Consider the following 12,851-nt stretch of genomic DNA (forward strand, 5'->3'; position numbering starts at 1 on the left):
ACGTTATTTCGCCGAAATGGTCAAACTTACTGCAGTCAGCCATGTGCCCCGTCATTAGCAGACCGCATTGCCATCGCCAGCACAGGGAAGCAAGTCAGATCAGTGAATTCGGAAAACCTGAAAAAAGACCGCTGGCCGTGTCGATCTGACGAGTCGCCATTCGTCGTGGTAGTAGAGGCACCAATCCACAAGGAGAAACGACGATGCGATTCATCATCACGGCACAAGCAGGCACGGACGAACCGAAAGCGGGCATGGAAGCGAGTTTCGACGAGAAACTTTTTATCGCTTACATGGGGTAATCGTATCTTTCGTGCAAATTGATACGGTTTGCGTGCAAAACCAAGCTGGATAAGGCTTGCGAGGTCACGCCTCGGTAGAAAGACCAGCAAATTTCAGCATCTGCACGCCCAACATCGCCGCTGAATACGCTATGCATTAAAGTCTGCCAATCATCCACTCTCCGATGATTTAAATGGCCAGTTTCGAATATCGGTACATAGGCGCCGAGAGTTTGCCGGCTCGACTCTCGGAATTTGACGTTCAGCAATACTTCCGGCTGTCCAAGGCGGATGTTGAGGCGATCAGTGCGCGGTTTCGGGCGGACCGGCGAGCTGGCGTGGCTGTCATGTTGCTCTTTTTGCGAGCGTCTGGGCGACCTCTTGATCGGGTGTCGACTTTGCCTAGAGCACTGCTGCACCATGTGGGAGAGGCTATTGGAGGGCGCGCGCCCACCATTGCTTCTCTGCGCAGCATCTATCAGCGTCGGCCAACCCACTATGAGCACCAGCTCTGGGCCAAGGAATACCTTGGGCTCAAAGATGTCGACAAATCCAATAGCGATCTGCTGGTTGCCTATCTAAACGCCCAAGCTAATGAAGTCAGTTCTGTGGATGAACTGGTGACCAGTGCCTGCCGCTGGCTGTATGAGCGCAAACTCCTGATTCCAAGTGACCGGCAGGTTCGCGATTTGGCGCGTAAGTGCTACGCCAACGTCGAAGCCGCCATATTGACCACGGTGCAGGCGACCGTACCTGCGAACTTGCTAGCGCGTTGCCGTGAAGTTGTTTTCAGCCCACGAAAGGACGGGGCGTCAACGACTCTGGAGTGGCTTAGAACCCCACCAAAACGCCATAGCCCAGGCACTTTCACTGAGACGCTTGAAAAAATCAGCTTCCTGAAAGGCTTGGGCACCCACGAGTGGACATTCGACTCCATCCCGCTGGAAAAACAGCGTGGTTATGCGCAAAATATTCAGGACAGAAGGCCGGTGATGACTCGCAGGCTGACGGACTCAAGCCAAGCCATCGAGCTGGTCTTTTTCCTGCGAATCACTTTGCTGGAACTGACTGACGGGTTGATGTACCAGTCGGCCCGCAGGGTGTCCGACCTGGTGCGCCACGCCTATGAAAAAACCCAGGCCAAGCAGGCCCGGTCTTCCGTTGAATACCGTGAGCGTCTCCTGTCGATCAAAGCACTGGTCAATGACACCAGCCAGCCAGCCGAACAGCGCCTGGCAGCTATTGGCGATATTGTCACGGATCTAAACCCGCTTTCGAGCACCAGTCATGCCGCGAGCGTGCGAGAAACCCTAACGGATGACCCGCACCGGATACGGTCGCTGCTCAGCAGCCTGCAGGACCTGGACTTCAAGGGATACTCGAACGACAACAGCCTGAAATTGCTGACGTCACTCAAGGAAATTTACGCAGGAAAGCTGACCGAGTTGCCTCAGGATCAGGCTTTTCCGGTGGACAAACCATGGCGCGATTTGGTCGACGACCCCGATCGCAAACGCGCGTTACAGGCGCTGGAGGCCTGCGCCATGGTTGGCTTGCGCAAGAGCCTGCGCCGCGGCTCGGTCTGGATTGACCACAGCTTCTCTTACCGGGAGCGCGACCAGATGCTGATCCCGACCAAGGAATGGCGCCAGGACAGGGAACGGCACTTGTCAATCTTGGGCCTGAGCGCTGATCCCGACGCTTTCTTGCGGCCGCTACTCAAGCATATTGAGGCGGGACTGAAGGCTGTTTCTGAAGCGAGACAGCAAGGTAAGCTGACCATCGATGCCCAAGGCATGCTGCATCTGCCCGCGCTGGAAGCCCTGCCCGAGGAAATCGATCCGAAACGCACCCGTGACCTGATGTTCAAGCAGATCGGCCGCGTCCAGTTTCCCGATCTGTTGCTGGAAATGGATGCGCATACGAATTTCAGCGAGATCCTGCTGGCGCGCCGTGCAACGGATGAAAGTGAGCTCGTAGCCTTGTACGCTGCCCTGATCGCCCACGGTACCGAAATTGATGCCAAGAGCGTGGCCGCGATGACGCCTCAGCTAGATCCTGACCAAGTGTCGGTAGCCATGCGGGCCCTGGAAGCCTCAGGTCGGCTACGCCGGGCCAATGAACGCGTGGTCGAGTTCCAGGGCAAGCACGCCATCGCCGAGCTGTGGGGCAGCGGCAAGACGGCTTCCAGTGACATGATGAGCCTCGATGCTTCCAAACACCTGTGGAATGCCCGTGTAGACCCGCGGCGGCGGACCCATGCGGCCGGCATGTACACCCACGTGCTGGACCAACACGGCATTGTCTACGACCAACCGATCGTTCTGAATGAGCGCCAGGCCGGCCCGGCGATTGAAGGGGTGGTCCGGTACAACGACAGCACCGAGCGCGTGCGGCTTTCCCTGCTGGCCGTCGACACCCACGGATACACCAATCCGGCCATGGCAATATCCAAGCTTCTAGAGTTCGATCTTTGCCCCAGGCTTCGGGATTTGTCCGAGAGAAAACTGTTTCTGCCGCGCAGTCTGGAGGCGCCAGAAGGCCTGGATCAGGTGCTTGTGCGCGATGTATCGCTCAAAGCAATCACCAAGGGATGGGACGAACTGCTGAGGCTGGCGGCCTCAATCCGTAGCGGCCGCGTCAGCGCCAATGTCGCTTTGCAACGCTTTGGCAGCGCGGCCCAAGGCGACCCGGTTCACAAGGCTGCAGATCAGCTTGGGCGCTTATTGAGGACGTTGTTCCTCTGCGATTACTTTAGCAACCCCGAGTTTCGCCGGGAAATTCACACCATTCTCAACCGGGGGGAATCGGTGCACCAACTTCAACGGGCGGTTTATTTTGGCAAAGTGGCATCCGAACGCGGCCGCCGGCGCGACGAGATGATTGCGATCTCCGGCTCGCACACGCTGTTGACCAATCTGGTGCTGGCATGGAACACCCATCACATGCAGGAGACTGCAGACCGCTGGCGCCGCACCGGACAAAAGCTGGAAGACACATGGCTAGCCCGCATGGGGCCTGCGCACTTTGCCAATGTGAATTTCCGGGGGACATTCAAGTTTGGCGTGTCGCGCTACGCCGAAATGCTCATAAGTGGATCAACTGACAAGCCGGCCAAGCGTGCCTAAATTTTTGCAGAAGTGTAAATAATCAGAAGTAATTATGGCAATCTTGGTAAGGTCCGAAATACAGGCCAACATGACACTTAATCTCAAAAGTAATGAAACATCTTTGTTTTATTAATTTTTGTCTGCTTAATTTTCACTCATTGGCTTGATCATTCCAAAGTCACGGAATCATTTGAAATGGATAATCGTACTTTCTGTGCCGTTTGGTGCGCTTCAGCGCGGAAGGTTCTTGCGTGACAAGGTGTTGAGGCTCACCCGCTAGCAAAGCCATTCCCCCTTCTGTAAGTCGCTGATTTTTAGACTCATTTCAGGGACGGCCGTGTCAATCCGCACCGAAAGTACGATTACCCCTTCATGCACTGACAGCTATCAAACATGTAGCAGAGTGCGGGTGCTTATTTGCCCTGCAGCAGCCGGATCACGCTGGAGAAGTCCAGCGCGCCGCTGCCGGCCAGGCTGTGCGCCGCATAGAGGCTGCGGGCCAGGCCGCCCAGCGGCGTGGCGGCGCGCACGGCGCTGGCGTTCTCCTGCGCCAGGCCCAGGTCTTTCAGCATCAGGTCGGTGCCAAAGCCGCCGGCGTAGCCCCGGGAGGCGGGCGTGTTCTCCATCACGCCGGGCAGGGGGTTGTATTTTTCCAGCGCCCAGTTGCCGCCCGAGCTGCGCCGCATGATCTCGGACAGCACCTTGGCATCCAGCCCGTTGGCCACGCCCAAGGCCAGCGCTTCCGAGGTACCTATCATCAAAATGCCGAGCAGCATGTTGTTGCAGATCTTGGCGGTCTGACCCGCACCGGCTTCGCCCGCGTGGAAAATGTTTTGCCCCATGGTCTCCAGCAGCGGTCGTGCGCGCTCCAGGTCGCGGGTCACGCCGCCCACCATGAAGGTCAGCGTGCCGGCGATGGCGCCGCCGGTGCCGCCGGACACCGGCGCGTCTACGCAGGCAATCTGCAACTTTGCCGCAGCGTCAGCGACCTTGCGGGCGCTTGTCGCGGCAATCGTGCTGCAGTCAATCACCAGCGTGCCGGCCGGCAACTGCCTCAGCAGGCCCGCTTGTCCATGGCCCAAACCATTGCCGAGGTAGAGTGCCTCCACATGTTGGCTGGCGGGCAACATGCTGATGACGACTTCAACACCGCGCACCACATTGCTGGCGGAGTCGGCAATGCGCACGCCCTCGTTGCCCAGCCGCTGGCAGGCTTCATCGGACAGGTCAAAGGCGGCGACCTGGTGGCCCGCCTTGTGCAGGTTCAGGGCCATGGGTGCGCCCATGTTGCCGAGGCCTATAAATGCGATTTTCATTGTGTTTCTCCTATGTTTATCAATGGCTCTGTGAATCATGATCGGCACTCCACGACCGTTCGCCCTGAGGTATCGAAAGGCTTCTGAGGCTTCGATACCTCAGCCCGAACGGTGGGACGTCATGACTGGTGAATGTCTCAATCATGGACGCTCAGCTCAGCTCAGCTCAGCTCAGCTCAGCTCAGCTCAGCTCAGCTCAGCTCAGCTCAGCTCAGCTCAGCGCCGCCAGCGGGTGCGGGGCGGCAAAACGGGGCTTGAAGTGGTCTTCAATCAGCTCAGGCGTGACCTGCTCCAGTACCGGAGGCGACCAGCGCGGCTGGCGGTCCTTGTCGATCAGCAGCGCGCGTATGCCCTCGGCAAAGTCGGGGTGGGCGCAGCAGCCCAGCGAGACCCGGTATTCCAGGCGGAACACCTCGGCCAGCGACAGGTGGTGCACCCGCTGCCACAGCGCGAAAGCCAGCGCAGCCGAGGTCGGCGAACCTTTGGTAAAGGTGGCGGCCGCAGCCGCCAGCCAGGGGTCGTCGCTTTGCAGGCTGCGCAGCCGCGCCGCGATGTCCAGCAGGTCATCGCCGGCCATCAGCGCGTTGATCTGGTCGAAGTGCAGGCGCAGCCTGGATTCAGCCTGTGTATCGGTTGCATGGCACGCCAGCAGGCGCGAGAGTTCGGCGTGGTTGTCGCCCGCCGCATCGCCCCACTTCGCCGCGCCGATGGCGGCCAGCAGCTCGGCCCGGCTGGTCGCGCCGACATGAAAGTCCGCCAGGCCGCAAAACAGCGCATCGGCCGCGTTGAGCGGCGCGCCCGTCAGCGCCAGAAACAGGCCGACCCTGCCCGGCATGCGGCGCAAAAACCAGCTGCCGCCCACATCCGGGTACAGGCCTATGCTGATTTCCGGCATGGCCAGCTTGCTGGTGGTGGTCACCACCCGGTGTGAGGCGCCGGCCAGCAGGCCGATGCCGCCGCCCATAACAATGCCGTGGCCCCAGCACAGCAGCGGCTTGGGGTAGCGGTGAATCAGGTGGTCGAGCTGGTATTCCTGCGCAAAAAAACCCTGCGCATAGGGGTTGGGGCCGGCGCCGCAGTCGCGCATGGACTGGTAAAGCTCGCGCAGGTCGCCGCCTGCGCAAAAGGCCTTGTCACCGCTGGCCTGCAGCACCACACCCGCCATGCCGGGGTCCGCCGCCCAGGCACGCAGCGCCGGTGTCAGTGCCTGCACCATGGGCAGGGACAGGGCGTTGAGCGTGGCGGGCGCGTTGAGCGTGGCCAGGCCAAAACGCCGGCCGCAGGCCGTAGGCAGCTCGTCAAAGAGTACAACGTCGGTCATTGCATCGGTCATGGTGGCCTCCTGCCGAGCCGCCTCAAAGGTGGCCTGGTCTTGCAGACCGCACTGCTGCGAGACGCAGCAGTTCTTCGTGCCGTCCAAGCCTGCGTCGGCAGGCTCGGAGCCGCGGCACTCAGCCCCCTCGCGGGGCAGCGAACGAATGTGAGCGTGGGGGTTCATATTTTCCTTCACGCATTGCGCCAGACCGGCGCGCGCTTGGCCAGAAAGGCGCTCACGCCTTCGCGCTGGTCCTGGCTGTCGAACAAGTCGACAAAAGCCTCGCGCTCGGCCACCAGGGTGGCGGCGGGCGACTGCGTGCGCGCCCCCTGAATCAGGCGCTTGCAGGCGGCCACGCTGGTCGGGCTTTGCTGTTCCACACGCGCTGCCAGCAGCAGGGCCTGCGCCAACGCCTGGCCGCGCGGCACGACTTCTTCGACCAGGCCGATGCGCAGCGCGGTGGCCGCGTCCACGCGCTCGCCGCACAGCACCATGCGCTTGGCCCAGGCTTCGCCCACGGCCCAGCTCAGCCACTGCGTGCCGCCGGCGCAGGGCAACAGGCCGACAGCGGCTTCGGGCAGCGCCAATTGGGCTTGCTCTTCGGCGATGCGCAGGTCGCAGGCCAGCGCGCATTCGAGCCCGCCGCCCATGGCGTAGCCGTTGATCGCGGCAATCGACAGGCCGCGAAAACCGGCCAGCGCTTCAAACGCCTCGCCGAAGCGGCGCGCCATCTCGCGCGCCACGGCCTTGTCGCCATCGGCAAACAGCTTGAGGTCGGCGCCGGCCGAAAAAAACTTCTCGCCCTGGCCGGTGACGACCAGGCTGTAGATCTCGCGCCTGGCGTTCAGCTCGCTCACCAGTTGCGTGAGCGCGGCCAGGCTTTGCGCTGTCCAGGTGTTGGCGGGCGGGTTGGCCAGGGTCAGCACGGCGGTGTGGCCGCGCAGTTCCAGTTGCAGGCCTGCGTAAGTTGTTGTTGTCATCGGATTTCCTCGGTGTTGTCTGTGTTGTCGGTTTCCAGCATGCGGCGCGAGACGATCACGCGCATGATTTCGTTGGTGCCTTCCACGATCTGGTGCACGCGCGCATCGCGCAGGTAGCGCTCCAGCGGGTACTCGCGGGTGTAGCCGTAGCCGCCGTGGATTTGCAGCGCCTCGTTGCAGACGCGAAAGCCGATGTCGGTGGCAGCGGCGCAGGAAATAAGCCTGCTGCTGTCACACCCGAGCAAATGGAGTTGGCCCGCCTGCGCGCAGAGGTTGCACGCCTGAGGATGGAGCGTGACATCGCAAAAAAGCCGCGGCTCACACGATGCGCAGGACACACTGCGAGGTACGCCTGGATTCACCAAATGAGGAAGCGCTATCCGGTGAGCATCTCCTGTGAAGTGCTGCAAGTGAGTGCCAGCGGGTACTTCACCTGGCAACGCCATCTGAATGGGAACCGATCTGCTCCACCAGGTCGCTATGGCGACGAGGCCTTGTTGGCCCACATGCGAGCCATCCATGCCGCGGTCAAACAGGAATACGGCTGGCCGCGCATGCACAAGGAACTTCTCGCCCGAGGTATTCGGGTGGGCAAGGAGCGCGTTCGGCGCCTGATGCAGCAGCACGGCATCAAGGCCAGGACCAAACGCAAGTTTGTGGTGACCACCGACAGCAAACACAACCTGCCCGTGGCCCCCGACCTTGTACAGCGGCGTTTCACTCCTGAGGCGCCCAACCAGCTCTGGAGTGGCGACATTACCTATATCGCCACCGATGCAGGCTGGGTGTACCTGGCGGCAGTCATCGACCTGTTCAGTCGCCAGGTGGTGGGCTGGAGCCTGAAACCCCACATGCAAACCAGTCTGGTCAAGGATGCGTTGACCATGGCGTGGTTTCGTCGGCGTCCAGACGCTGGCTTGATATTCCACAGCGACCGAGGCAGCCAGTATTGCAGCCACGAATTCCAGGATGCATTGAAAGATTGGAAGATGCGCTCATCGATGAGCAGGAAGGGCAATTGCTGGGATACTCCCCCACGGAGAGCTTCTGGGGACGACTGAAGATGGCCAGCTTGCCGGCAGAAAATTCGCTACCCGGCAGGAGGCCATGGATGCCGTTCTGGAACAAAACGACCCCGGAAGGCCCGGCCAAATTCGTTAGGCGCATAACACTTTTGCTACTTTTTCGCTTAAGTATCATTTTTACGCGTATCTCGGCATACCCCCCCATACCCCCCCATACAGCCAGGGGCGTTCGCACCCTAGCAATCCAGAAAGTAGGAATTACAAATGACTCACTCCACCTTCACGTTGGCATCGCGAATGATCTTTGCCCAGCGCTTGGATTCGCGGTCGACCTGCTGTTCGAATTCAGCAGGTGAGCTGTTGACTATGTTGAAGCCATCATTCTCCATTTTTGTCTTGACGGCTGGGTCGGCCAGCGTCTTTTGCAGGGCGGTCTGGATCCGGCTGAACACAGTTTTGGGCACTCCGGCCGGCACCATCATGCCGATCCAGGACTGCGCGATATAGCCCGGTAAGGCGGCGTCGATGGTTGGCACATTGGGAATCTGGGGCGCCGCCGTTTTGCTGCCGATGGCGACGATGTTGGCTTGCCCCGATTTGGAATAACCGATCACGGTGGGCAGGCTGCCAATCACCATGTCGACTTCGCCACCGAGCAAGGCTGTGAGCATCGGTCCGCCGCCGCGGTAGGGCACGTGCGTCAACCTCACGCCGGCCTGGCGCTCAAAGGCCAGGGGGTTCAGGTGGTTGGACCCGCCGACGCCCGAGGAGCCATAGTTAAGCTTGCCGGGGTTGGCCTTTGCGGCCTCCAAGAGAGCCGACACGGTCGTGATGCCCGATTTCTTTGACGTCACCAAGGCCATTGGCATAGTGCCGATCAGGCTGACATAGTCAAAGGACTTGAAGGTGTCGTACTTGAGGCTGTAGAGGCTGTTGTTGACTGCATGGGAGTCAAATACAAGGAGAAGCGTGTAGCCGTCCGATGCTGCCCGGGCTGCCTCGTAGGTTCCGATCGTTCCCGAGGCACCGCCCTTGTTGTCGACGATCACGGTCTGGCCCAGGTTTTCGGAGAACTTCTGCGAGATGGTGCGCGCGACATAGTCCACGGACCCACCCGGCGGGAAGGGAACTATCAGTCGCACGGGCCTGGTTGGGTAGTCCTGCGCATGCAGGGCCGTTACCGTGAGCGCGGCGATGCCGGCCAACAGTGCTTTGTTGAAGATGCGAAATGTCATGGTTTGTCTCCTTTGTCGTGCAGTGAAATATTTAACTGTGAACGTCGACGACGACCCGTCCCCGTACCCTGCCGGCCAGTAGCTCAGGGGCGACAGCCAGCGCCTCGCTCAAGCCGATGACGCGGGTGTTGCGCTCCACCAACTCGGGTGCAAGCTCCGTGGCCATGCGGCCCCATGCCGTCACACGGTGAGCGGGTGGCGCATAGACGCTGTCGATGCCGGCGAGTGTGACGCCTCGAAGAATGAAGGGCGCGACCGAGGCGGGTAGGTCCATGCCCTGCGCCAAGCCGCACGCCGCCACCACACCGCCGTATCGGGTGCTGGCCAGTACGTTGGCCAGCGTATGGCTGCCTACGCAGTCCACCGCGGCTGCCCAAGACTCCTTTTGCAGCGGCTTCCCGGGCTCGCCAAGTGGGCCGCGGTCCATCACGGCGGCAGCGCCCAGCGAATGAAGATACTCCGCTTCTGCAGGGCGGCCGGTCGAGGCGGTGACCGTGTAGCCCAGGCGCGACAGCAAGGCGATGGCGATGCTGCCCACGCCGCCATTGGCGCCAGTGACCAGCACCGGACCGGCGTCCGGCACGACGCCGTGTCTTTCCAGCGCCATCACGCACAGCATGGCGGTGTAGCCCGCCGTGCCGATGGACATGGCGCGTTGCGTCGTCATGCCTTCGGGTAGCGCAATGAGCCAGTCGCCCTTTACGGCGGCGTACTGGGACAGCCCGCCCCAGCTCGTCTCGCCCGCGCCCCAGCCGTTGAGCAGCACGGCATCACCGGGCTTGAAGCGCGGGTCCGCGCTGCGTTCCACGACTCCCGCAAAGTCAATGCCGGGCACCATGGGGAATTTGCGCACCACGGGGGATTTTCCGGTGATGGCGAGCGCGTCCTTGTAGTTCAGCGTGGAGTGGCTGATGCGCACGAGGACTTCGGCCTCGGGCAGGTCGTCCCGCTGGAGCAGTTGCACGGCGGCGCGGCTGGCTCCGCTTTCATCTTTGGTGATGTAAAGGGCTGAGAACGTAGTCATGGCCGTGTCTCCAGGAGAGGTTGAAGTGAGGCCGTCCGGGCTATCCTGCCGGAAGCTGCGCGCATAGCGCTGGAAAACCGAGGCGCCGAGGCGGTCGCGCATGATCTCGTTGGAGCCGTCGGCCAGGCACAAGGCCTTGGCGGCCAGCAGCTTTCGGGTCAGGCCCTGTTCGTGCGTCATGCCCCGGGCGCCCAGCGCCTGGATGCATTGGCCCACGGCGGGCAGGGTTTCATTGCCCGCGTACAGCTTGGCGCTGGCCGCCGCGTTCATGGCTTCCGGCGCGCCCTGCTGAATGAGGTCGGCCGCGCGGTGCGTCAGCATCTGCAGGATGTCGTGCGTCATCGCCACGTCCACCAGCGACCAGCGCAAACCCTGCTGGTTGATGACCGGCTGCCCGAACACCATTCTTGAGGCGGTGTACGCCGTGGCCTGCTGCAAGGCGCCGTGCAGCAGCCCGCAAGCCATGGCCGCCATGTGGACCCGCGCCTTGTTGACACCGGCCATGGCCTGCCTGAAGCCATCGCCGGGTGCGTAAAGCATGTCACTGTCCGGGGCGACATACGCATCAAGTTCAAAGCCGCCAATGCCCGCCAAAGCCAGGCCTTCCATGTCGCCACCGGCCACGCGCCGGCAGGCCGGATCATTCAGGTTGACGATGAAGCACGCGATGCCGGCCGATCCCAACGCGGGGTCTGTCTGAGCAAACACCAGCGCGACATCGGCGCCTCTCGCGCTGGCAATCCATTTTTTGGCGCCCGTCAGCGACCAGCCGCCTTCGACCTTTCGGGCCTGGGTGCCGATGGCGGTGAAATCACTGCCTGCGCCGTCTTCCGACATGGCGGTGCAGCCGATCAACTCGCCGCTCAGCATGGCGCCCACGTACTTCGTCCGCGCCGGCTCTGACCCTTTCTCGGCGATGCGCAAAATCGCGTTGTGGTGGTTGATGAAGGCGAAGGCGAACGCAAAGTCCACCTCGGCAAGCGCCTCAGCCACGCCAACGCGCACCGGGAAGGGCAGGCCGTGGCCGCCGTGCGCGACCGGCACTTCGATGCCCGCCAGGCCCAAGGCGCATGCCTGGCGCAAAGCGGTGCCCGCCCAGGTTTGCTGCGAGGCTGCTTGAGCCGCCAGCGGCGCCACCACGTTAATCGCGAAACGACGCACCAGCTCCAGCAAACGTGAGGCGGGCACAGCGTGCGAAGTGTCGCTGCCGAGCTGGGTCGTCATGGCTTGTCTCCATGCTGAGCCGCCACCGCAATCGCACGGGACTTGGCCAGTCGCGCGACCTGTTCGGGCGAATAACCGGCAATGCGCTCGAACACCTCGGCCGTGTCGGCCCCGAGCGCCGGGGGGTAGGCGAGGACAGGCGTGTCCGCATACTTGAAGGGGTTGCCGAGCATGGGAAGGGCGGCCGCGCCATCGGGTCTGGCCACCTGCTCGACCATCTGGCGCGCCTGAATTAAAGGGTGTTGCAAGGCCTCGTCAATCCCCTGGACCACCGCGGCGGGAACACGAGCGCTGCTGAAAATCACCATCCATTTGGCGGCCGGCTTCAGCGCGATGGCGCGGGCCAGCTCCCCGGTGAGTGCCTCCACATGGCGGATGCGAGCGGCAGCATCATTGAAGCGGGCATCGTCGGCCAGCTCGGGCCTGTCGATGGCGTCGCATAGCTTTCGCCAAAAGGCGTCTCCAGTCGGCGCCAGCGCCAGCCACTTGCCGTCGGCGGCGCGGTAGGTGTCGCTGGGCGCGATCATCGCGTGACGCGCACCGGTCGCACGGGGCACAGGGCCGCCGCTTAACCAGCCCTGCGCCTGCCAGGTGAGCATGGCGATCTGCGCGTCGAACAGGGAAATCTGGATCTGTTCCCCTTTGCCGGTCGTCAAGGCCTTCACCAATGCCGCGGTGGTGGCGAGCGCCAAGTACAAGCCGCCCGCCAGGTCCGCCACTTGGTAGCCAACGCGCACGGGCTTTCCCCCTTCTTCGCCAGTGATGCTCATCACGCCCGACATCGCCTGAAGCATCAGGTCGAACGCGGGCGCGTTGGCGTATTCGCCTTGGTCATCCAGGCCAATGATTTGGGCCACCACGATGCGCGGGTTGATGGCGCTCAGGGTGGCGAAATCCAGGCCTAGGCGCGCCGGCACGGCAGGCGCAAAGCCATAGATCACCGCATCCGCCTGGCGCACCAGATCGTCAAATGCCTTCTTGCCGTCAGCGGACTTCAAGTCAATGGCAATGCTGCGCTTGCCACGATTCACTGACAGGAAAAACGGTGAGTCCTGCTGCGGCGAGACCGGTGGCACACGGCGCGCATAGTCACCTTCCGGTGCCTCGACCTTTACCACTTCCGCGCCCAGTTGGGCCAAAAGCTGGCCTGCGAAAGGACCGCCTAGCACCCAACTGAGATCCAGAATCAATTTACCCGACAGCATGATGTCTCCATTCCATGTTTATAAAATTACTCACATGTGGCTGAAAGGCCAATGCGCTTTCTGAAGCCGTGCTGTATTCAATCACAGCGACACGCCCGCTTCAAACGATATAAACTGGCCTGATCTGCGAATAAAA

8 protein-coding genes and 2 pseudogenes are annotated in these 12,851 nt (G+C 61.8%); 2 read left to right on the plus strand and 8 right to left on the minus strand.

The features are described 5' to 3' along the window. Positions 1 to 475 precede the first annotated feature (475 nt). Positions 476 to 3,409 carry a Tn3 family transposase gene (locus BPRO_RS12275; RefSeq protein WP_011483387.1) on the plus strand — a complete coding sequence of 978 codons (2,934 nt, stop codon included), beginning with the start codon at positions 476 to 478 and terminating at the stop codon, positions 3,407 to 3,409. Positions 3,410 to 3,804: 395 nt separating this feature from the next. Here the strand turns inward: BPRO_RS12275 and mmsB are convergent, their stop codons facing one another. From mmsB to BPRO_RS30460, 4 genes are all read right to left on the minus strand, one after another. After that, positions 3,805 to 4,707 carry a 3-hydroxyisobutyrate dehydrogenase gene (gene mmsB / locus BPRO_RS12280; protein ID WP_011483388.1) on the minus strand — a complete coding sequence of 301 codons (903 nt, stop codon included), beginning with the start codon at positions 4,705 to 4,707 and terminating at the stop codon, positions 3,805 to 3,807. A 211-nt stretch (positions 4,708 to 4,918) separates the two neighbouring features. Continuing rightward, positions 4,919 to 6,028, minus strand: coding sequence for an enoyl-CoA hydratase/isomerase family protein (locus BPRO_RS12285; protein ID WP_011483389.1), 1,110 nt, complete (start codon positions 6,026 to 6,028; stop codon positions 4,919 to 4,921). A gap of 185 nt (positions 6,029 to 6,213) precedes the next feature. Next, a complete protein-coding gene (locus tag BPRO_RS12290; RefSeq protein ID WP_011483390.1) occupies positions 6,214 to 7,002 on the minus strand; it encodes an enoyl-CoA hydratase in 789 nt (262 codons plus the stop codon). Beyond that, positions 6,999 to 7,169, minus strand: coding sequence for an acyl-CoA dehydrogenase family protein (locus BPRO_RS30460; protein WP_232291560.1), 171 nt, complete (start codon positions 7,167 to 7,169; stop codon positions 6,999 to 7,001). Before BPRO_RS30460 ends, BPRO_RS12290 begins: the two co-directional genes overlap by 4 nt. On the opposite strand from BPRO_RS30460, the pseudogene BPRO_RS12300 reads away from it, so the two are divergent. Further along, positions 7,092 to 8,127, plus strand: a pseudogene (locus BPRO_RS12300) (IS3 family transposase); the annotation flags it as partial. The gene BPRO_RS30460 and the pseudogene BPRO_RS12300 overlap by 78 nt on opposite strands. A 169-nt stretch (positions 8,128 to 8,296) precedes the next feature. Here BPRO_RS12300 and BPRO_RS12305 read toward each other — a convergent pair. From BPRO_RS12305 to BPRO_RS12315, 4 genes and pseudogenes are all read right to left on the minus strand, one after another. Next, on the minus strand, positions 8,297 to 9,262 hold the full coding sequence (locus tag BPRO_RS12305) for a tripartite tricarboxylate transporter substrate binding protein (RefSeq protein WP_011483392.1): 966 nt from the start codon (positions 9,260 to 9,262) through the stop codon (positions 8,297 to 8,299). A 31-nt stretch (positions 9,263 to 9,293) separates the two neighbouring features. Beyond that, positions 9,294 to 10,286 carry an MDR family oxidoreductase gene (locus BPRO_RS30465; RefSeq protein ID WP_041389711.1) on the minus strand — a complete coding sequence of 331 codons (993 nt, stop codon included), beginning with the start codon at positions 10,284 to 10,286 and terminating at the stop codon, positions 9,294 to 9,296. Between the two features lie 135 nt (positions 10,287 to 10,421). After that, positions 10,422 to 11,510, minus strand: a pseudogene (locus tag BPRO_RS30470) (acyl-CoA dehydrogenase family protein); the annotation flags it as partial. Then, complete coding sequence (locus BPRO_RS12315) at positions 11,507 to 12,715, minus strand: CaiB/BaiF CoA transferase family protein (protein ID WP_011483394.1); 1,209 nt, start codon at positions 12,713 to 12,715, stop codon at positions 11,507 to 11,509. The pseudogene BPRO_RS30470 and the gene BPRO_RS12315, both read right to left, overlap by 4 nt. Between the last annotated feature and the right edge of the window lie 136 nt (positions 12,716 to 12,851).

The sequence above is a fragment of the Polaromonas sp. JS666 genome (assembly GCF_000013865.1).
GTDB lineage: Bacteria > Pseudomonadota > Gammaproteobacteria > Burkholderiales > Burkholderiaceae_C > Polaromonas.